Source organism: Olivibacter sp. EAT-5 (assembly GCF_044784325.1).
Taxonomy (GTDB): domain Bacteria; phylum Bacteroidota; class Bacteroidia; order Sphingobacteriales; family Sphingobacteriaceae; genus Olivibacter; species Olivibacter oleidegradans.
In genome coordinates, this window is the sequence record NZ_CP173028.1 from 5,058,296 (window position 1) to 5,079,690 (window position 21,395).

The window sequence follows — 21,395 nt, forward strand, 5'->3', positions numbered from 1 at the left end:
ATTAAAGCAGCGTACCCTTTAGAATCGATGTCGCCACGGTGAAATAGATGACCAACCCCGTAACATCCACTAAAGTAGCAACAAAAGGAGCCGATGACGTGGCGGGATCGGCTCCCAATTTTCTTAAAATGAAGGGAAGCATGGAGCCAACCAAAGAACCCCATAATATCACTCCTACCAGGGATAGGCCTACGACCATACTGATTAAAAACCAGTCTTGCCCATATTCGCCGAAAAGATGATAACCGAATATCCGCAATAAGCCAAGCACACCTAAGATAACGCCTAATATGACACCGGATATCAATTCCCTTTTAAAGACTCTAAACCAATCAGATAGATTAACCTCTCCCATAGCCATCGCCTGGATAATAAGAGCAGAAGCTTGCGAACCGGTATTCCCTCCACTTGAAGTAATCAAAGGAACAAAGGTCATTAATACAACGGCTGTCGCCAATTGTACCTCATATTTTTCAATAACGGTAGCTGTAAATAGCTGACCGATAAACAACACCATTAACCATGGAGCCCGTTTTTTTACCAGATGCCAAATTGATACGTCCAAATAAGGCTCGTCCAGCGCTTCGGACCCCCCCATTCGTTGTATGTCCTCAGTATACTCTTCATTAGCTATCCACAACACATCGTCCACCGTCACGATTCCCAACATAATGCCCTGCTTATCAGTTACGGGTAGAGCTACCCGGTTGTTCATCCTAAATATATTAATAGCTTCTTCTTGTGGATCGAAAGCATTAAGGGCGATTAATCGATTATCCATTAGATCGGCAACCTTTACATCGGGAGCGGACAAAAGTATTTCGCGGATTCGGATATCGTCAAGTAACACGCCTTTATCGTCTATCACGTAAATGACGTCAATGGTTTCGGAGTCTTTCCCATATTTACGTATGTGTTCCAGTGCTTGCGCCACGGTAAAGTCTTGTTTCACCGTTACGTAGTCCGGTGTCATCAACCGACCTACACTATCCTCGGGATAACCCAATAATGTCAGAGCCTCCTTTCTATCCTCAGGCGGCATTAATATGATCATCTTCTTCACAGCGTCGCCGTGAAGTTCGCTAAAGAAAGCTGTTCGATCATCCGGGGGCAACTCGTTGATCAGTTCAGTTATTTTTGCACCGGATAGTTTCTTTATAATCCGCTCTTGCGTAGGGAAATCTAAAATCCTAAAGACATTAACCGCTCTATTGATACTGAGCGTCTCAATAAATGTAGAACCATATTCGGGCAGTTCGTCGATGAGATCTTCTACCTCGGATATATTTAGGCTATCCAGATATTCTTGTAGCTGTTCCTTATCACCTTCGGCAATCAATAATTCTATTTGTTCTACCAGAGTGTCCAGGTTATTCTCCATACAAAAGCCCTCAAGTAAAGTTTTTACATAAAAATTCTATTTGCTGCAAAAGTCGCCTTTTTTATTGAATAATCTCAAGGTAATTTATACATTTCACCTAAAATAAATTTACCCTTAATGCTTCATAAAGCTCATTTTCATTGCCCTCGCTTTAAGTACTGACATAGGAGCTTGCGTTCAAAAGCCTTTATCATCCAGCTATTTTGCTTTGGCCGATGATTCTCGTGTCTTATTAATATCGATCATATGAAGATCACGACTGAAAAACAAAGCCTGTCTGGTTTAGTTTTTAAACTCCCCAACTTTGTCTGACTTTCGTAATTTTTTTATTCATTAAAATCATATATAAATGTTTTTTGTTTATTTTAGCGACAGGTATGATATGAAATTACCAACTTAAAATAGCATGAGAACGAAAAGGATCAGAAAAGTATATAGCGCTCTTTTTCTTTCTATCTTCTTTTTGAAGATGGCTATTTCAATCGCACCTATATATGCTTCTTTATACGATAGCAAACATGTAATGGCAGTTATCTTGCAATTAGAGATTGAAAACCACTCCGGTAAATCTAATTGTGGCGACACCAATATTGAAAATTTCAGCAAAGAATTCGCAACGGTAATTAATTGGGACATTTTCATGACTCCTTTGCGTTATTTAGCTATTAAGCAATATGTTACAGATGATGACATCAGCGTAAAGTCATTCTACCCTTCTGTCCCGACGCCGCCTCCAAATTGTTAAACAAGTAATTCCCAAATTAATTTTTCCTAAAGCTATAGCACCCACATACCTTATTGGTTATGCGAGCTAGTAAAGGACTGATATACTCCCACAATCAGCTCTTTATAATCGTATAACCAATAATAAAGATTCGGTGCTGTATTGTAGGGATAACATATACTTGCTTAAAACAACAAATAATTATCATTTATCTAACACATTAAAATTTTATGCTAGGCACACGTTTTTCAGCATTTTTTAAAGTTGCCAAAAGAGACTTAAAGTACGACTTACCCGCAAGTGTGGTCGTCTTCCTAGTTGCCCTCCCCCTTTGTTTGGGGATAGCAATGGCATCGGGAGCACCTTTATTTGCAGGTCTATTGACAGGAATTGTCGGAGGACTCGTAGTAGCCTCTATTAGTGGTTCGCAATTAAGTGTAAGTGGCCCTGCCGCCGGCTTAACGGTTATTGTTTTCGGTGCTATTCAGTCGTTAGGTTCGTATCATGTTTTTTTATTAGCTGTAGTCTTGGCGGGCATGATACAACTAGTTCTTGGTATGATTAAAGCAGGAACCATCGGCAACTATTTCCCTTCAGCAGTTATCGAAGGTATGTTAGCTGCCATCGGTATAACCATCATCCTTAAACAGTTACCCCATGCATTGGGATATGACGCTGATTTTTTTGGAGATGAAAGCTTCAAGCAATTAGACGGAGACAACACGTTATTAGCTATTAAAGCCGCTTTCGGAGCGATCCATTTAGGTGCTACTATTATAACGGCTTTATCCCTCCTAGTATTAATCTACTGGCCAAAACTTAAAAAGCTGAGTATAGTGCCGGCGCCTCTTATGGTCGTTGTTTTCGCCGTATTGCTTAATATCGCCTTTAAGGGCAGCAAGCTCGAAATTGACCCAAAACATTTAGTAGAGATACCGGTTGTTAACTCTTTTAATGAATTTTTAGGCTTATTTCAGTTCCCTGATTTCACTGCGATCGTAAACTATGATGTTTGGATAGTTGCATTTACAATTGCTATTGTTGCGAGTTTGGAAACACTTCTCTGCATTGAAGCGGTTGATAAACTAGATCCCTATAAGCGTGTATCTCCTACTAATCGGGAGTTGGTTGCGCAAGGAATTGGAAATATGACAACCGGTATGTTAGGTGGCCTTCCAATGACTTCCGTAATTGTGAGGTCTTCCGCGAATGTTAATGCCGGCGGAAAGACCAGGCAAAGCGCGATGTTTCATGGCTTCTGGTTGCTATTGGCACTATTAATTATTCCTGCCATTATTAATATGATACCGCTCGCCTGCTTAGCGGCCATACTATTGGTTACCGGATACAAATTAGCCAAAATCCCCCTATTTACCCGCATGTACCGAAGAGGGCTCGATCAATTTATTCCGTTCGTTGTTACGATATTAGCAATTGTTTTTACTGATTTATTAAAAGGGGTCGGTATTGGCATGGTAGTGGCTATATTCTATATCTTACGTAACAATATGCGCAATCCTTTTGGATATGACCTGGAAGAAAGCAATGGAAATAAAAAAATAAAAGTATACTTATCTGAAGAAGTGTCCTTTCTAAATAAGGCAGCTATTCAACAATCATTATATAATTTGCCGAAAGATGTAACGCATATTATCGTGGACGGAACCGGTAGCCGTTTCATAGACAAAGATGTTGTTCAAGTAATCAAAGACTTTGAACAAAATGCGCTCAGTTCGGGAAAACGCGTCGAATTGATCGATGTGTATGATAAACGAGAAGCGCCGAATATCCATCATTTATTTAAGAAAATACAACCAAGAACAAGAAAAAAAAAGATTAAACCAATAAAACAAATTTAATATGTCGAACAAAGCTTTTAAGAATCCCATTTTAGAAGAAACATTTAATAGAATTAAGGCAGGAAATGACGCATGGGTTAATGAAGTAGCAAGCGATACAACGGGCTTATTTAAAGAATTAGCCAAGGGACAACGTCCTGAGATTCTTTGGATCGGCTGCGCAGATAGTCGTGTACCGGCAAATCAAATCACGCATACAAGACCGGGAGACGTTTTTGTGCATAGAAATATTGCAAATATGTGTATTCATTCGGATATGAATATGTTGAGTGTATTGGACTATGCAGTAAATGTATTAAAGGTTAAACATGTTATCGTTGCAGGGCACTATGGTTGCGGCGGCGTGGCTGCTGCTCTTAGTCAAAAGCAGTTTGGCTTAATTGACAACTGGCTTTGCCATATTAAAGACGTTTATCGCTTACATAAAGGCGAAATCGATGCTATTACCGACTCTACTGCTAAGGTGAATCGCTTGGTTGAACTGAATGTTGCAGAACAGGTATTTAATCTCTGCACCTCAACCATCATCCAAAACGCCTGGAAGGAAAGGGACGATTTAGCTGTTCACGGTATGGTTATTGAACTGGAAACAGGCAGGTTGATTGACCTTGACTTAACTTTTACAGAAAGCACCCAATTGGATGATGTCTTCGCTTATAAATAATAGGCTATGGCGATTATAGTTAAAAAGCCGGTAGAGATAATCTCTACCGGCTTTTTTAACGGATAAAGGTTAGGTTAATTAAAGTATATAGAACATTTTTCGATCTGCATTTTTCGCTTCATCTCGCTGATCTTCCATTCGATCATCGAGCCACATTTGCATTAAATCCCGCTCGATTTTTGCGGAAATGGTAGACATAGGCGTATCCGTCGGCTTATTCTCAAATGGATCTTGCAAATGTACAGCCATCTTTTCTATTAAAAGGAACAACGTACCGATGGCGATAACCAAAGGAATAGATATATATCCGAACAAACCGAAAAGGCTGAATGGCAGCACTGTAATGAATAGATAAATTGCCAAACGTATATATAGTGTATACGTTTCAGGAAATACCGTACTTTTTATGCGTTCGCATTTCCCCATCGAATCAGTCAGCTTCATTAAGGTTCTCTCTAATTCAATCTGTTGAAACTGGTTTAAAAGCCCCTCATTTGTCGCCCTATTAATGTCCATGCCTTGCAACTTAAGTAAAGCATTAGGTACATTGTCATAAGCCTTGACAAACTCAAAATCAGATTCGGATAATAACCTTTTGATATCTTTATACGGATCTTGTTTCCGCAACGACTTCGTTAACGCATAATTCCATGCGATTTGACGTTTAATCAGTCTTTCTTTCAATTCGCCGGTGCTTCCTGAATCGTAAAGATTTCCAATAAATGTAATAACCTGCCTTGCGAAACTTCTTGAATCATTTACGATAGCTCCCCAAACGATGCGGGCCTCCCACCAACGATCATAAGCTTGATTTGAACGAAAAGCCAGTAATAAGGAAATAACCGTTCCAAGAATCGCAGGCACACCTCCTATTGGAATGTCAAAATTAAATATGTTCAGTTGGTGTGAAACCGTCACAACAATGGCATATATGGCAACCAGCGCGCTGTCGTATTTTACTTTACCAAGCACGTATCCTATGGGTATATTGTTTTTCAGTAGCATAAGTAAATTCTTTAAGTTTTTTGATTTATAGGAGCGCTCTTTCTAATTCCCGAGCATAAATTGCTTTCTCCTCCTCGGTTAATTTACTGCCCATCTGCTTTCTTGATGGAACCCATTTGTTCCATTTACACCTTTCAATTAGATCAATGGGATCGGAACTCTCCTTGGTAATCATCTGTAATTCAATAGAAGGATCGTAAACAATTTCATCGATACGGTTTGCATCCAAAAAGTTTCTAAAAAGTGCAATTGTATTCCCGTAAAAGTATTCAAATCTTACATCTTTAATCCTTTCGAACTCATCCTGTATACATCTACAATAATTTTCGAACGATCTTGGGATCAATTCTATTTCTTTAGTCCTTTTCGACAAAAGCAACAAATCAGTTATAGAATCAGAAAGTTTCACTACGCTAAAGAATAAAACAGATACCTCTTTTTCATTGCAAGACAAAAGATAATCGGTCAGAATATCCAATGATTGGCCTGAAAAATCAGTCGGAATAAGAATTTTCTTCATAAAATGTCTCCTTTTAGCTTAAAAATCAATAAAAAAGAACATTGTTAAAGCTCCCACAAACAATTGCTCATTTTACCTAACTTTACAAAGAAATAAGAAACTCATTAAAGAAGATTAAGGATAAAATTAAAATAGGATTAGAGTTTTAGGTAAAATCAAGCTATGACCTTATTTGTGATTGGCAACGCTTGGCAATAAAACAGTGATATCTGTTCCGGAATTTACTTGGGTTCTAATATCGATTGTGCCTCTGTGTAAGCGAATTATTTTTAAGGCTAAAGGTAACCCTACACCATGTCCTTCATAAAAATGAGTGTTGGATGCCCTGAAAAATGGTTCGAAGATGTATTTCTTTTCTTGTTCGGGGATACCTATCCCTTCGTCTAAAACATTAATGAGAATATGTTTATTAGAAGTTTTTAAATGAATTCGTACTGGTTTGTTGTCGGAGTATTTGCAGGCATTTGTCACAATATTAGATAAAGCCAGCTGTAACAAATGTTCATATCCCATCACCGTAAGTTCATCTTCCTCCTCCGGCAAGTCTTCAAAGGTTAACCTCAATTCACAATCGGGATTCACCTGATCGGTGATCTTTTTAATATTCATTAAAAGCTGATCCATTCGCACCCGTTCTTTTGGCTGCTTACTTTTATCTGCAGACGTTTTGGCAAGGTAAAGTAAGCCACTGATAATCTCCTGTAATTTATCCGCTTCGCTAATAATGACCGACAAGGATTGTTTATGTGATTCTGGCAATTCACCGCTACCCATAGCCAATTCTGCTTCCCCGGATATAATGCTGATGGGAGTTCGTAGCTCGTGAGAAGCATTACTGATGAAATTACTCTGTGTATCAAATGCAGTTTCCAATCGATCCAGCATATCATTAAATGTTGTGGTAATTTCAGCCAGCTCATCCGTTCCTTTACGTCCAGGCAAGCGTAGATGTAGGTTATCAGCCGTTATTTCCTGCACTTTTTTAATAATTTGCGAAAAAGGTTTGAAAATTTGTTGAGAAAAAACCTTGCCGATGAAATAAACAACCAGAATAGATATAAAAAAACCGATGATCAATATTTTTTGAAGCATGGCCAGTTCACGGAAACCGGAAGGGTCTTTGGCGTAAACCACTACAATGAAATCACCTTTCTCCGACTTAAAAAATCGACCGGCAAAAAAATCGTTCCGGTTATTATATCGACTACGGCCTTTTTTTAGTATTTCCGTAAAAAAGCTCTTCGGCAGTTGCGGCGCTCCCTTTTTTGGAATTACCTTTCCATGTTCAACACGAAAGAAGAAATCGCTTTCTGCCGGCAATCTTTCGAGATAACGATTTCGTATCCGTCGGTAATAGTAAATGGTCAGTTCGTCTTCCTGCATATATACCTCAGCACCGATATTCACCCTTGCCTCCAAGCGCTTATAGAAATCTTCAAAAGCATACTGCTGCGTAAAAAAGAAGATAGCTCCCATTAAAATGGAAATTAATCCGAGCGCAACACAGAAGAAAAGAAGGACAAACTTACTTTGGATTTTCATCTAAGTCAACATATTCTTTATCATCAGAGAAGCTTATACCGCACTTGTTTCGACAGTCTCAATATTTAAGCTTCTTTGATCGAGTAACCGACTCCTATCATCGTATGAATCAATTTTACGTCAAAACCTTTGTCTACCTTCTTCCTAAGATAGTTTACGTAAACGTCTACCACGTTGGTTCCCATATTAAAATTGATGTCCCAGACATGTTCTAAAATCTCGATTCTCGTTAGTACTTTATTTTTGTTTTTCATCATAAATTCCAGCAAACGGTATTCGGTTGCCGTTAAGGCAATTTCTTTACCACCTCGAGTAGCGATCCGCGCATCCATATCTAATACTAAGTCCATAATTCGAATAGTAGACGAAGCTGGATTCTGCTGACCGTTAGTGCCATTTGCCCTTCTCACCAATGTGCGAATGCGAGCTTTCAGTTCCTCGAATTTAAAAGGTTTAACCATGTAATCGTCCGCTCCTGAATCCAATCCGGTTACAACATTGTTTGTTGCACTTAATGCGGTTAGCATTAGAATAGGAACGGGGTTATTTTCTTTACGCAACAGTTGGCAAACTTCAATTCCACTAATTCCAGGCAACATGACATCCAAAACAATAAGGTCAAATGCGTTGTGGTATATCATGTCCAAGCCCAATTCTCCATCGGAAGCAATCCGAACGTCATAACCATCTGCGCTGAGTCCCCTTTGAATTAACGATGCTAATTTCGACTGATCCTCGATAACTAAGATTTTATTGGCCATACTTATTAAATAAAAAAGCGTTAATTGCTAAAATACACATTTTATGGCTTATATCATGTCCCTAAACAAAAAAAGCGAGGGGTTTGGCCCTCGCTTCTTGTTCTAAAGAAAACTAAAATCATTAAACTTTGATTTCAACTTCTACACCACTAGGCAATTCAAGTTTCATCAGAGCGTCAACTGTTTTTGAGTTAGAGCTGTAAATATCTAACAATCTTTTATAAGAGCACAACTGAAATTGTTCACGCGCTTTTTTATTCACGTGTGGTGAACGTAAAACGGTGTAAATTTTCTTTTCAGTAGGAAGTGGAATTGGACCGCTTACTACAGCTCCTGTAGGTTTTACAGTTTTTACAATCTTTTCGGCTGATTTGTCAACCAAATTGTAATCGTACGATTTTAATTTAATTCTGATTCTTTGGCTCATTATATGTTATATTAATGATGTTCCGTTAGAGCTATTTATAACGGAACATCAGATTTAAAAATTAGGCTTTAACTTTACCCTTTGCTTTTGCAATCACCTCGTCCTGAACGTTTTTAGGTGCTTCTGCATAGTGATCAAACTCCATGGTAGAAGTAGCGCGACCGGATGTAATTGTTCTCAATTGAGTCACATAACCGAACATTTCAGAAAGTGGCACAAGTGCTTTAATTACTTGAGATCCGTTACGTGTATCCATACCTTGAAGCTGTCCGCGGCGACGGTTTAAGTCACCCATTACATCTCCCATGTTTTCTTCCGGTGTAAGCACCTCAATTTTCATGATCGGCTCCATTAACACGGGGCGACATTTCGGTAGTGCTTCACGGAAGGCAGTACGAGCGGCAATCTCGAAAGACAGTGCATCGGAGTCGACCGCGTGGAAAGATCCATCTACCAATCGAACTTTCATATCCGTTACCGGGAAGCCCGCTAACACACCATTTACCATGGCTGCTTCAAAACCTTTCTGTACTGAAGGAATAAATTCACGTGGAATTGCTCCACCTACGATTTCATTCACAAATTGTAAGCCGCCTTTCTCGTAATCTTTATCGATTGGAGAAATAACTACTTGTATATCCGCAAACTTACCACGACCACCGGTTTGCTTTTTGTATACTTCGCGGTGCGCAGCTTCTGCCGTAATCGCCTCTTTATAAGCCACTTGCGGAGCGCCTTGATTTACTTCTACTTTAAATTCGCGCTTCAAACGATCAATTAAGATATCTAAGTGTAGCTCACCCATACCTTTGATAACCGTTTGGCCTGTTTCTTCATCACTTTGTACCACGAAGGTAGGATCTTCTTCAGCTAATTTACCCAAAGCAACACCCAGCTTGTCAACATCGGCTTGCGTCTTAGGCTCAATCGCCAAACCAATTACCGGTTCGGGGAAAGTCATGGATTCTAAAACAATTGGATGTTTTTCATCGCAAAGGGTATCCCCGGTTTTGATATCTTTGAAACCAACAACTGCACCGATATCACCTGCTCCGATATTTGGAATAGGATTTTGCTTATTCGCGTGCATTTGGAAGATACGAGATATACGCTCCTTATTGCCTGAGCGTGTATTATAAACATAGGAACCTGCTTCCAATATGCCCGAATAAACACGAATGAAGCATAAGCGGCCCACAAATGGATCCGTTGCAATTTTGAAACCTAGTGCAGCAAATGGTTCGTCAACAGAAGGTTTACGAATAATTTCTGCATCAGTCCGAGGATCTGTTCCTTTTACCGCTTCTTGATCTAGCGGGGACGGTAACAACTCCATTACTAAATCCAACATGGTTTGAACCCCTTTATTTTTAAAGGACGATCCACAAACCATTGGCACAATAGCATTGTCAATTACCGCTTTACGAAGTGCTGTTAAGATTTCACGTTCTGAGATCGAGTTAGGATCTTCAAAGAATTTCTCCATCAACGATTCATCGTAACCCGCTACCGATTCCAATAGCTTCTCTCTCCACTCGGCAACTTCGTCAACCATATCCTCAGGGATAGGCACTTCAGTAAAGGTCATACCCTTATCTTCTTCATTCCAAACGATCCCACGGTTATTGATCAAATCAACAACTCCTTTGAAGTTATCCTCAGCACCGATTGGTAATTGCAAAGGAATTGCATCAGCACCTAACATATCTTTTACTTGCTTAACTACCTTTAAAAAGTCAGCACCTGAACGGTCCATCTTATTAACGAAGCCGATACGTGAAACTTTATAGTTATCTGCCAAGCGCCAGTTAGTTTCGGATTGAGGTTCTACACCGTCAACTGCAGAGAACAAAAATACCAATCCGTCCAGTACACGTAAAGAACGATTTACCTCAACGGTAAAGTCAACGTGTCCCGGTGTATCTATAATATTTACCTGATATTTACTTCCTCGATAGTTCCAGAATACAGTGGTAGCAGCGGAAGTAATGGTAATACCGCGCTCAGCTTCCTGGACCATCCAGTCCATGGTTGAAGCTCCCTCATGCACTTCCCCAATTTTGTGGTTAACTCCGGCGTAGTATAAGATACGCTCGGTAGTAGTGGTTTTACCAGCATCGATGTGTGCGGCAATACCGATATTCCTTGTGAATTTTAAGTCTCTTGACATCTTTTTTATATTCCCTAAAGGTGTATTTAAACTCTTATATAAATGTGAATCTACTATTGGTAAATCCACTTTGCTTTATACTTCGGCAAAAAACGACACAGATTAAATTGACACACACTAGTTTGTTACATGCTATTGTGTTATTCAATTTAATCTGTGTCATTGTAATTGGATTAGAACCTAAAGTGAGAGAAAGCTTTGTTAGCTTCCGCCATCTTATGGGTATCTTCTTTTTTCTTAACAGCAGCACCTTCACCTTTAGAAGCTGAAATTATCTCACCGGCTAATTTCTCGTACATAGTTTTTTCACCACGTTTACGAGCATAGCTGATCAGCCACTTCATTCCCAAGGCAATCTTACGTTCCGGACGAACCTCTGTTGGTACTTGAAAGTTAGCACCGCCTACACGACGTGATTTTACTTCAACTGAAGGCATCACATTGTTTAGTGCTTTTTTCCATGTTTCCAAGCCATTTTCATTGGTTTTTTGTTCAACCAAATCAACAGCATTGTAGAAAATTGAGTATGCAATGGATTTCTTTCCATCGTACATCATGTTATTTACAAAACGTGTAACCTGAATATCGTTAAACTTTGGATCAGGTAAAATGATTCTTTTCTTTGGTTTTGACTTTCTCATCTTAATTTCCTCCGTTTAACTATTTCTTTTTACCTTTTGCAGGAGCTGCAGCAGCTTGTCCTGGTTTTGGACGTTTTGTTCCATACTTAGAGCGACGTTGATTACGACCGGCAACACCGGAAGTATCTAAGGCACCGCGAATGATGTGATAACGCACACCTGGTAAGTCTTTTACACGACCTCCGCGGATCAATACAATCGAGTGCTCTTGTAAATTGTGTCCTTCACCAGGGATATAGGCGTTCACCTCTTTTCCATTGGTTAAACGTACACGAGCAACTTTACGCATGGCTGAGTTTGGTTTTTTAGGGGTAGTGGTGTATACACGTGTACACACACCTCTTCGCTGTGGACAGCTGTCCAACGCTGGTGATTTACTCTTATCAACCAGAGCTACTCTACCTTTTCTAACTAATTGTTGAATAGTAGGCATTTACTGTTTTTTAATTTGCTTTTTGTCCTATTTCTATTAAAGTCCGCAAAAATATGAAAAAGAATTTGATAATCAAAGCATAATCGATTGTAAAAGAAAGATTGACCGGGACACTAAAGTGTCTGCCCCACCTTACTCTTCTTTTTCCTTTCCTTTGGCTCTTTCTTTAGCTGGTGTTTCTTTTCCAAAAATTCGATAATGTGGGTAGCAATGTCCTTTCCGGTAACCTTTTCTATACCTTCTAAACCCGGTGAAGAGTTCACTTCCAAAACAAGCGGACCTCTATCAGATTGCAACATATCTACTCCACAAACGGTTAGGCCAAGCTCAGCGGAAGCTCGTAAAGCGGTTTCTTTTTCGGCTTTCGTTAACTTGATGACGGTAGCAGATCCACCTCGGTGAAGATTCGATCGGAATTCGCCTTCTTTAGCAGTGCGCTTCATTGCGCCTACCACTTTACCATCTACTACCAACACCCTGATGTCTGCGCCTCTCGACTCTTTAATATATTCCTGTATCAAAATGTTGTTTCCAAGCCCATAGAATGCTTCGATCACCGAGCTGGCAGCCTTTCTGGTTTCGGCAAGAACAACGCCAATACCCTGTGTTCCTTCTAATAGTTTGATCACAAGAGGCGCCCCTCCTACCATCTTTATTAAATCATCGACATCATTTGTTTGTCGTGCAAATCCCGTTATCGGCATACCAATACCGGCACCGGATAAAATCTGCATACATCGTAATTTATCTCTGGATCGCGTAATAGCCTGACTTGGATTAGCGGACGCTACTCCCATAATTTCAAATTGCCTCACAATAGCCGAGCCGTAAAAGGTTACCGAAGCACCTATTCTGGGGATGATTGCATCGATATTGGACACATCCTGCCCTTTGTAATGTATACTGGGCTCCCCCTGTTTTATGCCTACATAACACTGCCTATGATCTAGCACAACACATTCATGCCCTCTTTTTAGGGCCGCCTCTACCAAACGCTTGGTAGAATACAAATTTTTATTGGTTGACAGTACTGCAATCTTCACAATATGTATAAATAAATTGAACGCAACGATAAACATGTGTTTCAACAGCAGCTGATCATGTTTTGTTTCGAGAGGTCAGTTGTGATTCTTTCGTTATTAGGTTTCTATTTGGTTTTGCTTTCTTTTTTTGATAAATTTGACTTGGAGACGTCGACCAGAAATTTCTTCCGGATAAAACTTCTTCCAAGTAACATCGGAAATTCCATACCCGACCGATCACGAAGCGAAATTTCAATCTCGTGATTTTCATTAAATATAGAGATTGCTGTTTTTACTATGAATCTATTTTCTTCACTCCCAAACGAGTTTTTAACCTTTCGCTCTTTATGGTATGGAAGCATATAAACTGTTCCATTTCCCCCAAAATTGTCGTCCAAGGGGATGAAACGAACAAAATTTTTTCGCTTTACTTTAACCAGTTCGATGAACTTACAATGTAATACGGATGTTTTGGCTCCCGTATCTATTTTGGCTGGAACATTATAAAGTTTAAAATCTATAAAATCGACAGTCTCCTTCCAGCCGATAATCTTCATAATATTAACTAATTTCTCAACTATAATGTATGCGTAAGATAATTAATAGTAAACAAATTCCCCAACTTCGGAATGGACGGTTACCTTCTTTTGTTCACTATCTTCAACTCTTCCTACTATTTTAGCCTCAATGCCAAATTTTTCTGCGATGCGAATGATATCGACTGCTCTCGCCTCCGGAACGTATAACTCCATTCTATGTCCCATATTAAAGACTTTATACATCTCCTGCCAATCAGTCTTTGACTCCGTTTGTATCAGTCTGAACAAGGGAGGGATCGGAAAAAGGTTATCTTTAATAATATGGAAACGATCAATAAAATGCAGAACCTTTGTTTGTGCTCCACCACTGCAATGAACCATGCCGTGTATATCTTGGCGATAATGATCGAGCACTTCCTTCATAACGGGCGCATAAGTACGGGTTGGCGAAAGGACCAATTTTCCGATTGTAATCTCCTCGCCGTCAATAGTAATCGTATCGGTAAGCGCTTTGCTTCCCGAAAAAACAAGCTCATGAGGAATTGCGGGGTCGTAACTTTCTTTATATTTTTCAGCGACTGACTTATTGAACACATCGTGACGGGCGGATGTCAAGCCGTTTGATCCCATTCCGCCATTGTATTCAGACTCATACACAGCTTTTCCGTAAGAGGAAAGCCCTACAATAACATCTCCTGCCTCTATCTTATGATTTGAAATCACGTCAGCTCTCTTCATGCGGCAGGTAACTGTACTGTCGACGATAATTGTTCTAACCAAATCGCCGACATCCGCCGTTTCTCCCCCGGTCGAATAGATGCCTATCCCCAGATCTCTCAGTTCTTGAAGGATTTCTTCCGTTCCATTAATGATTTCTGCGATTACTTCTCCGGGGATTAGACTCTTATTTCTTCCTATGGTGGACGAAATTAATATATTATCTAAGGCTCCAACACAAAGCAGATCATCGATGTTCATGACGATTGCATCTTGTGCAATACCTCTCCATACCGATAAATCACCGGTTTCTTTCCAGTAAACATAGGCCAATGAGGACTTGGTGCCTGCACCATCGGCATGCATAATGTTACACCAATCATCCGCCCCGCCTAAAATATCCGGTATTATCTTACAAAACGCTTTTGGAAATAAGCCCTTGTCAATGTTTTTAATGGCATTATGCACATCTTCTTTACCGGCCGAAACACCGCGTTGGTTGTACTTTAAATCTGACATACGGCTGCAAAAGTAACTAATCCTAATGATATTTTAGACACCTTAATATAAATATAATACGATGGGGTAAAAATAAAAAATCCCCAAGGGAAACCCTTGAGGATGTATTTTTTGGCCGCCTCTTTTATCTTACAAACAGAAGTTCTCTCAATTTTGGAAGAGGCCATTTGCGATCGTCAACAATCTGCTCAAGTTTATTGAGATGATAACGAATCTTATCAAAATACGGTTTCACATTTTCGTCATAAGCGATAGCTTTGTCACGAACGTCTTCCAAAACATTGGCTTTCTTACGCTCTTGTCTCATAGCTTCAGCTTCTTCAAGTATTATATTGATATGCTCACCGATACGCTCCAATAATTCAGATTGCGATTTATAAGCAGAAGCTTTTACACCGAGGTCTTTTAAGCCTTTAACGTTTTCTATCAGCTCATTCTGATAGGTAATAGCCGCAGGAACAAGTGAACTGTTAACGATTTCGCCTATTACACGGGCTTCAATTTGAATCTTTTTGAAGTAGTTTTCCAATAAGATCTCATGGCGAGCTTCACCTTCACGCTTAGTCATGATCCCTAAAGATTCGAACATCTTTTCGGTTTTTTCGCTCACGTAAACATCTAAAGCTCTTGGTGTTGTTTTGATATTAGACAATCCGCGTTTCGCTGCCTCGTCTTCCCACTCTTTGCTATATCCATTACCTTCGAAGCGGATAGCCTTTGATTCTTTAATATACTTACGAACAACGTTTAAGATCGCTAGATCTTTCTTCGTTCCCTTCTTTATTTGTTTGTCTACTTCAACCTTGAACTTAATCAACTGCTCTGCAACGATCGCATTTAATACCGTCATCGGACTGGCTGAGTTTGCAGAAGAACCTACAGCACGGAACTCAAACTTATTTCCTGTAAATGCAAAAGGAGAAGTCCGATTACGGTCTGTATTATCTAATTGTAAGGTAGGGATTTTAGGAATTCCATGCCACAATTGACTATCCGCTTTCACTTTCTTCGCAACACGTGCCGTTTCAACTTCGTCCAACACAGCATTTAATTGGCTGCCCAAGAAAATAGAGATAATAGCAGGAGGAGCTTCGTTCGCACCTAAACGGTGATCGTTGCTGGCTGTAGCGATAGAAGCTCTTAACAAATCGGAATGCTCATATACCGCACGAATAACATTCACGAAGAATGTCAAAAACATCAGGTTATTTTTAGGGGTTTTCCCCGGAGACAGCAAATTGATGCCGGTATTGGTAATCAACGACCAGTTGTTGTGTTTGCCCGATCCGTTAATATCAGCATACGGTTTTTCGTGTAAAAGAACTTTGAAGTTATGACGCAAAGCCACTTGATCCATCAAGTTCATTAACAATTGGTTGTGATCAATTGCTAAATTGATTTCCTCAAACATCGGAGCGCATTCGAACTGTGAAGGGGCTACCTCGTTGTGGCGTGTCTTCAATGGAATACCCAGTTTCAACGCTTCTTGCTCCAGGTCAACCATAAAAGCTAGTACCCGCTCAGGAATAGCACCGAAGTAATGATCTTCCAATTGTTGACCTTTAGCAGACATATGACCAAATAAAGTCCTTCCCGTTAATTGCAAATCAGGGCGACCGTTAAATAAGGCTAAATCAACCAAGAAATATTCTTGTTCGATACCTAAAGAAGCAAAAACTTTTTCAACGCCTTTATCAAAATATTGTGCAACATCAACAGCCGCCTTATCTAACGCGTTTAGGGTTTTTAACAAAGGAGCTTTATAGTCTAATGCTTCACCTGTATATGACAAGAAGACTGTTGGAATACAAAGTGTCTTGCTGCCTCCTGTTTCATAAATAAATGCAGGTGAAGAGGGGTCCCAGCCGGTATAGCCTCTTGCTTCGAAGGTATTACGAATACCACCATTCGGAAAGCTGGACGCATCCGGCTCCTGTTGCACTAACGCATCAGCTGTAAATTTCTCAATGGCTACACCATCACCGCCAGGCTCAAAAAAGGCATCATGCTTTTCTGCAGTTGCGCCCGTTAAAGGCTGGAACCAGTGAGTGTAATGGCTTACCCCATTGCTGATCGCCCAACTTTTCATAGCCTGAGAGATATGCTCCGCTAAATCAAAATCGATCGCCTCGCCGGCTTCGATTACACTTGTTAATTTCGCGAATACATTTTTCGGCAAATACTCTTTCATCTTCTTCACGGTAAAAACATTTTTACCAAAGTATGAGGAAGCTTTTTCTCCAGCGGCTATCACTGCTGGTCTTTTGTCACGAGAAATTGCAGCTTCAACTGCGCTAAACCTGAGATTTGACATGCTTTTGTGTTGATTTTATTATTTTTTTGTCTTTGTTTAGAGATTATGCCGTAAAAATCATCATATTTTTTCGAAATTTCCTAATATTTCTTCAAAAAAAATATCAACAAAGTAAATATTATCTGAATATGTTGTTAAAATACACAAATGGGAATCATAAAATGGTGCTCGCCTAGGTCGGGAATTGAGGCCTAATTTTAAAGAATTTTGAAGGATAAATTAGAATTTTGAAATATTTTTCAATAGAAAGAAAAATCCACTCACATAGACACAAAGAAAATGGCGCGATTTTAGGATATTCAAAATAGAGTTAACAGACACTATTTCGTTATCAATTGCAATGTCCAAGCGCGTAATAAACGATTATAAAAATTATTATAGTCGATAAACATCCACCTCCCAATTTTTTGGCGGTAAATCCTGCAATTAGTGCTCTAAAAAACTTATTCATCGTTAAGGTGCTTTATTAGGTAAACTCCTTAACCATTCAATTTGTTTTTCGTAAGAGCGCTAGACATCAAAATGCTTTTTATTTCTCATAACAAGTGGCGCATCCCAAACGATATCCACTTTTTTTTCCTCACTCCTAATAGGGCAATTCTTCATATTACAATAGTGACAGCATGCGGGCAAACATGGGTCTGCGTGAATAAAGAGTTCGGTATCTATATGTACTTTCTTATTGATAAGGGCGTCAACTTGAGACACTTCCTCGTGCACTTTTATCAAATCAAAATAGTTGGGTAAAGTCATATGGCAATCGATATGGAGTTCGTGTCCGTAGCGTTGAACCCGTAAATTATGAACATCGATCCAGCTGTCCTTCCGATTTTCTTCCAATATTTGCACAACCTGGTTTATTAATTCGAAGTCGGACTCATCCATTAAGCCACCGATCGACTTCCTTAATAATTTGTAACCACTAAATAAAATGTAAAAGCCTAATCCTAAGGAAAGCACTATGTCAATTTGCTGTACACCTGTCATATAGAGCAGAAGTAATCCTACCAATAAGCCTAAGGTGCTGTATGAGTCAACTTGTAGATGCTTGCCGTCGGCCATAATAGTGAGCGAATACAAGCTCTTACCTTTTTTTATCATGTAAGTGCCCAACGCGAAATTAACCAAACCCGTAAAAGCCAGCATGCCCATTCCCTCTAGCAAATTACTAATTTGCTCTGGAAAGAAAATATTATAAACAGCCTTGCCGACAATTAAAAGTCCGGCGATAAATATCAAACCGCCTTCCAGAAAGACCGAAAAGAACTCTACCTTGCCGTGACCATAAGGGTGATTTTCATCCTTGGGCTGCGAAGAAAGGTGAATGCTATAGAAGGCAAAGCCGCTCGCTATTACGTTAACGATGCTTTCAACAGCATCGGTCAGAATCGCATTAGAGTGCGTTATGAGGTAAGCTGTGAATTTAAACAGCATTAAAATGATACCGGTACTCAGCGAGTATAATATAATCCTTTTCTGTTCTTGCACGCGCAGACTGCTTAAAGTGCAAAGGTAAAAATTAAAAAATCATAACAATGTGAATTGAATGAAGGCCTCAAGGCATATTGAAAGAATTAGTCGACTTAATTGCACTTTGTTGCGAATATGCTATTCTAAATCACAGTTCATAACTTTTTTATCAAAAAGATTGTTATAAAATTTAAAATAGTAGAATTTTGCTTAGGTTTGTAATCTAATGGAAACACTATCAATATTATCTGAAAGAATCAATAACCTATCTGAATCGGCCACACTAAAAATGACCAAATTAGGTAGGGAGTTGGCAGCCCAGGGCGCCAACATTATTAGCCTTAGTGTAGGTGAACCTGATTTTAATACACCGGATCATATAAAGGAAGCGGCGAAGAAGGCGTTGGACGAAAACTATACGCGTTATTCTCCCGTTCCCGGATATCCCGAACTAAGAAAAGCCATTGTAAAGAAGTTAAAGGAAGAAAACGGTTTAGATTATGATATTTCGCAGATTGTCGTTTCAACCGGTGCCAAGCAATCACTATCTAACGCTATACTTTGTGTGATTAATCCGGGAGATGAGGTTATCATTCCGACTCCTTACTGGGTGTCTTATTCAGAAATGGTTAATTTGGCGGAAGGAAAATCGGTTTTCATTAATACCAGCATTGAAAGTGACTTCAAAATCACTCCAAAAGAATTAGAAGCTGCGATAACAGATAAAACGAAATTATTCATGTTCTCTTCTCCTTGCAATCCAACAGGTAGCGTTTATAGCAAGGATGAACTCGCTGCTTTAGTGGAAGTGTTTGAAAAGCATCCTCAGATCTATATTATATCTGATGAGATTTATGAGCATATTAATTTTAAAAGTCAACACGAATCAATTGCCCAATTTGAAAGCGTAAAGGACCGTGTGATATTGATCAACGGATTCTCCAAATCTTATGCTATGACAGGTTGGCGTTTGGGTTATCTTGCAGCTAGTAAAGAAATAGCAGCCGCAAATGACAAACTTCAAGGACAAACCACATCCGGAACTTGCTCAATTGCGCAACGCGCAGGAATTGCGGCCTATGAAGGCGGACTAGAATCGGTAAATGAAATGAAAAAGGCCTTTGAGCGTCGGCGCGAGTTGGTATATAACGCGCTGAAAGAAATTAAGGACGTAAAGGTTAATCTACCCGAAGGAGCTTTTTACTTCTTCCCTGATGTAAGTGCCTTCTTCGGACGAAAGGATGGAAATGGTAACACGATTGCTAATTCATCCGATCTGGCACTTTACCTATTGAATGAAGCGCATGTGGCAACTGTAGGAGGAGATTCATTTGGCAACAATGACTGCATCCGTTTGTCCTACGCTGCTTCGGACGAGCAACTAACGGAAGCATTGCGACGCATTAAAATTGCGCTTGAAAAATTAGTTTAAACGTATTCCGTATACCCGTATTTGCTCCGGAGCAAATACGGGTATTTTTTATATATCATAGTCCGCCTTCCAATACTCAGGCCGATTGTTATAAATGGCGTTATTAGCCATGGCGACACAAATAGCAGCGCTAGCACCACGTTTTACGTTTGACGAAGGCATCGTATTGGTCTTTATAGCTTTGTAAAACTCCTGTAGTGCATACCAAGTACCATCTTTAGTCGGTTCATCTAAAATCGGTGTTCCGCCATCTTTGTTCCAAACAATTTTCGTTGCACCACTTACCCCATCTACTGTACTTAAAGCCTCCTTTGCTTCTTTTTCAGGATAAAACAGCCCTGTGTTTGTCAACAAGGAAACAGTTCCTTTGGTACCCTTGATCTTAAATAGATAACCATCTCGCGCATTTCCGCAAGTGGCACCAAAATTACCGATCATCCCCTCCTTTTTGTACCTAAACATGACTTGGATATTATCAAACGTTTCCCTACCATCAGGATAAATATCAATACCGCCGGTACCATAAACTTCATCCGGGTGCGTATCAAAGGCCCAGTTTATAAAATCGATCTGATGTGACAACAATTCTGCTGCTAAGCCACCGGAAAATTCTTTATACATGCGCCAATTAATTTGCCTTTCCAGCCCAGGTTCGGGTACTGCCCTTCTCCAAGTGCCATTTCTATCCCACCTGCAGTCAACCTGACTAACTTTGCCAAGGAAGCCGCTACTAATCATATCTTTCACTTTGAAATATAGGGGTGAATACCGGTATTGATAACCTACTTGAACCGTTTGTTTAGGGTGTTGATCAGCTAACCTCACTAATTGCTTTGCTTCATCAATCGAGTATGTCATCGTTTTCTCTACGTAAACGTGTTTACCTGCTTCAATTGCGTCCTTAGCAATACTAAAATGCGCACTCAAGGGCACTGCAATAAAGACAGCATCAAGATCCTTGTCGTCAAGCATTGACTGATGCGATTTGAATTTAATAATCTTATTGTCTTTCAGAAGATGATTTGCCTCATCTAATCTAAAGTCCAAGACATCACAGTAACTTCTGATTCTGAATAACTGGGGCAACGACTTTATGACAGATAACACGCCCTTTCCCCGATCACCACAACCAATCATCCCAATGTTAATTGGCTTATCATTCAGCCAGTTCGTTTTCGCCAACAGCTCATCAAACATAAGTAGACTCCCCCCTAACAAACTGCCTTGTTGTAAAAAACTTCTTCTGTCCATTCTT

At 39.7% G+C, this 21,395-nt stretch carries 19 protein-coding genes; 4 read left to right on the forward strand and 15 right to left on the reverse strand.

Annotated features, from left to right (window positions below):
• Position 1 precedes the first annotated feature (1 nt).
• Positions 2–1,381 (reverse strand): magnesium transporter, encoded by a 1,380-nt coding sequence (mgtE, locus tag ACH11B_RS21080; RefSeq protein ID WP_013667221.1) that lies wholly within the window; start codon positions 1,379–1,381, stop codon positions 2–4.
• A 406-nt stretch (positions 1,382–1,787) separates the two neighbouring features.
• Between mgtE and ACH11B_RS21085 the strand changes: the two genes are divergently transcribed.
• The 3 genes from ACH11B_RS21085 to ACH11B_RS21095 all read left to right on the forward strand — a co-directional run bounded on the left by ACH11B_RS21085 (position 1,788) and on the right by ACH11B_RS21095 (position 4,628).
• Positions 1,788–2,126 carry a hypothetical protein gene (locus ACH11B_RS21085; RefSeq protein ID WP_013667222.1) on the forward strand — a complete coding sequence of 113 codons (339 nt, stop codon included), beginning with the start codon at positions 1,788–1,790 and terminating at the stop codon, positions 2,124–2,126.
• A 209-nt stretch (positions 2,127–2,335) separates the two neighbouring features.
• Positions 2,336–3,964 (forward strand): SulP family inorganic anion transporter, encoded by a 1,629-nt coding sequence (locus tag ACH11B_RS21090; RefSeq protein ID WP_130855782.1) that lies wholly within the window; start codon positions 2,336–2,338, stop codon positions 3,962–3,964.
• A gap of 1 nt (position 3,965) precedes the next feature.
• Positions 3,966–4,628 (forward strand): carbonic anhydrase, encoded by a 663-nt coding sequence (locus ACH11B_RS21095; RefSeq protein ID WP_013667224.1) that lies wholly within the window; start codon positions 3,966–3,968, stop codon positions 4,626–4,628.
• Between the two features lie 78 nt (positions 4,629–4,706).
• On the opposite strand, the gene ACH11B_RS21100 is transcribed toward ACH11B_RS21095, so the two are convergent.
• From ACH11B_RS21100 to ACH11B_RS21160, 13 genes are all read right to left on the reverse strand, one after another.
• Positions 4,707–5,633, reverse strand: coding sequence for a bestrophin family protein (locus ACH11B_RS21100; protein WP_013667225.1), 927 nt, complete (start codon positions 5,631–5,633; stop codon positions 4,707–4,709).
• A gap of 25 nt (positions 5,634–5,658) precedes the next feature.
• Complete coding sequence (locus ACH11B_RS21105) at positions 5,659–6,153, reverse strand: hypothetical protein (RefSeq protein ID WP_013667226.1); 495 nt, start codon at positions 6,151–6,153, stop codon at positions 5,659–5,661.
• Between the two features lie 168 nt (positions 6,154–6,321).
• Positions 6,322–7,695 carry an ATP-binding protein gene (locus ACH11B_RS21110; protein ID WP_377608716.1) on the reverse strand — a complete coding sequence of 458 codons (1,374 nt, stop codon included), beginning with the start codon at positions 7,693–7,695 and terminating at the stop codon, positions 6,322–6,324.
• A gap of 65 nt (positions 7,696–7,760) precedes the next feature.
• Positions 7,761–8,456, reverse strand: a complete 696-nt coding sequence (locus ACH11B_RS21115) for a response regulator transcription factor (protein WP_013667228.1) — start codon at positions 8,454–8,456, stop codon at positions 7,761–7,763.
• 121 nt (positions 8,457–8,577) lie between these two features.
• Positions 8,578–8,883, reverse strand: a complete 306-nt coding sequence (gene rpsJ / locus ACH11B_RS21120) for a 30S ribosomal protein S10 (protein WP_013667229.1) — start codon at positions 8,881–8,883, stop codon at positions 8,578–8,580.
• Between the two features lie 61 nt (positions 8,884–8,944).
• Positions 8,945–11,053, reverse strand: coding sequence for an elongation factor G (gene fusA, locus ACH11B_RS21125; protein ID WP_130855780.1), 2,109 nt, complete (start codon positions 11,051–11,053; stop codon positions 8,945–8,947).
• Between the two features lie 173 nt (positions 11,054–11,226).
• The gene (gene rpsG, locus ACH11B_RS21130) at positions 11,227–11,694 is read right to left on the reverse strand and encodes a 30S ribosomal protein S7 (RefSeq protein WP_013667231.1); all 468 of its coding nucleotides are present in this window, start codon (positions 11,692–11,694) and stop codon (positions 11,227–11,229) included.
• Positions 11,695–11,713: 19 nt separating this feature from the next.
• Positions 11,714–12,127 carry a 30S ribosomal protein S12 gene (gene rpsL, locus ACH11B_RS21135; protein ID WP_002993550.1) on the reverse strand — a complete coding sequence of 138 codons (414 nt, stop codon included), beginning with the start codon at positions 12,125–12,127 and terminating at the stop codon, positions 11,714–11,716.
• A gap of 113 nt (positions 12,128–12,240) precedes the next feature.
• On the reverse strand, positions 12,241–13,170 hold the full coding sequence (gene rimK, locus ACH11B_RS21140) for a 30S ribosomal protein S6--L-glutamate ligase (RefSeq protein ID WP_049795159.1): 930 nt from the start codon (positions 13,168–13,170) through the stop codon (positions 12,241–12,243).
• A 104-nt stretch (positions 13,171–13,274) separates the two neighbouring features.
• The gene (locus ACH11B_RS21145; protein WP_130855779.1) at positions 13,275–13,706 is read right to left on the reverse strand and encodes a RimK/LysX family protein; all 432 of its coding nucleotides are present in this window, start codon (positions 13,704–13,706) and stop codon (positions 13,275–13,277) included.
• 42 nt (positions 13,707–13,748) lie between these two features.
• Positions 13,749–14,924, reverse strand: a complete 1,176-nt coding sequence (locus ACH11B_RS21150; protein ID WP_013667234.1) for an AIR synthase related protein — start codon at positions 14,922–14,924, stop codon at positions 13,749–13,751.
• A gap of 124 nt (positions 14,925–15,048) precedes the next feature.
• On the reverse strand, positions 15,049–17,238 hold the full coding sequence (locus ACH11B_RS21155) for a glutamine synthetase III (RefSeq protein WP_130855778.1): 2,190 nt from the start codon (positions 17,236–17,238) through the stop codon (positions 15,049–15,051).
• Positions 17,239–17,748: 510 nt separating this feature from the next.
• Positions 17,749–18,726, reverse strand: a complete 978-nt coding sequence (locus ACH11B_RS21160) for a cation diffusion facilitator family transporter (protein WP_149105723.1) — start codon at positions 18,724–18,726, stop codon at positions 17,749–17,751.
• 208 nt (positions 18,727–18,934) lie between these two features.
• Here ACH11B_RS21160 and ACH11B_RS21165 point away from each other — a divergent pair, with 208 nt between their 5' ends.
• Positions 18,935–20,140 carry a pyridoxal phosphate-dependent aminotransferase gene (locus tag ACH11B_RS21165; protein WP_013667237.1) on the forward strand — a complete coding sequence of 402 codons (1,206 nt, stop codon included), beginning with the start codon at positions 18,935–18,937 and terminating at the stop codon, positions 20,138–20,140.
• Between the two features lie 48 nt (positions 20,141–20,188).
• On the opposite strand, the gene ACH11B_RS21170 is transcribed toward ACH11B_RS21165, so the two are convergent.
• Positions 20,189–21,391: a Gfo/Idh/MocA family protein gene (locus ACH11B_RS21170; protein ID WP_289553281.1), complete on the reverse strand. Its 1,203-nt coding sequence runs from the start codon at positions 21,389–21,391 to the stop codon at positions 20,189–20,191.
• Between the last annotated feature and the right edge of the window lie 4 nt (positions 21,392–21,395).

Bases quoted from the DNA above. Each gene is read 5' to 3' on its own strand.
- ACH11B_RS21150 (WP_013667234.1), bottom strand. From the start codon at position 14,924: ATGTCAGATTTAAAGTACAACCAACGCGGTGTTTCGGCCGGTAAAGAA.
- rpsJ (WP_013667229.1), bottom strand. From the start codon at position 8,883: ATGAGCCAAAGAATCAGAATTAAATTAAAATCGTACGATTACAATTTG.
- rpsL (WP_002993550.1), bottom strand. From the start codon at position 12,127: ATGCCTACTATTCAACAATTAGTTAGAAAAGGTAGAGTAGCTCTGGTT.
- ACH11B_RS21110 (WP_377608716.1), bottom strand. From the start codon at position 7,695: ATGAAAATCCAAAGTAAGTTTGTCCTTCTTTTCTTCTGTGTTGCGCTC.
- ACH11B_RS21105 (WP_013667226.1), bottom strand. From the start codon at position 6,153: ATGAAGAAAATTCTTATTCCGACTGATTTTTCAGGCCAATCATTGGAT.
- fusA (WP_130855780.1), bottom strand. From the start codon at position 11,053: ATGTCAAGAGACTTAAAATTCACAAGGAATATCGGTATTGCCGCACAC.
- ACH11B_RS21090 (WP_130855782.1), top strand. From the start codon at position 2,336: ATGCTAGGCACACGTTTTTCAGCATTTTTTAAAGTTGCCAAAAGAGAC.
- ACH11B_RS21115 (WP_013667228.1), bottom strand. From the start codon at position 8,456: ATGGCCAATAAAATCTTAGTTATCGAGGATCAGTCGAAATTAGCATCG.
- ACH11B_RS21170 (WP_289553281.1), bottom strand. From the start codon at position 21,391: ATGGACAGAAGAAGTTTTTTACAACAAGGCAGTTTGTTAGGGGGGAGT.
- ACH11B_RS21155 (WP_130855778.1), bottom strand. From the start codon at position 17,238: ATGTCAAATCTCAGGTTTAGCGCAGTTGAAGCTGCAATTTCTCGTGAC.
- ACH11B_RS21165 (WP_013667237.1), top strand. From the start codon at position 18,935: ATGGAAACACTATCAATATTATCTGAAAGAATCAATAACCTATCTGAA.
- ACH11B_RS21095 (WP_013667224.1), top strand. From the start codon at position 3,966: ATGTCGAACAAAGCTTTTAAGAATCCCATTTTAGAAGAAACATTTAAT.
- rpsG (WP_013667231.1), bottom strand. From the start codon at position 11,694: ATGAGAAAGTCAAAACCAAAGAAAAGAATCATTTTACCTGATCCAAAG.
- ACH11B_RS21100 (WP_013667225.1), bottom strand. From the start codon at position 5,633: ATGCTACTGAAAAACAATATACCCATAGGATACGTGCTTGGTAAAGTA.
- ACH11B_RS21085 (WP_013667222.1), top strand. From the start codon at position 1,788: ATGAGAACGAAAAGGATCAGAAAAGTATATAGCGCTCTTTTTCTTTCT.
- mgtE (WP_013667221.1), bottom strand. From the start codon at position 1,381: ATGGAGAATAACCTGGACACTCTGGTAGAACAAATAGAATTATTGATT.
- ACH11B_RS21145 (WP_130855779.1), bottom strand. From the start codon at position 13,706: ATGAAGATTATCGGCTGGAAGGAGACTGTCGATTTTATAGATTTTAAA.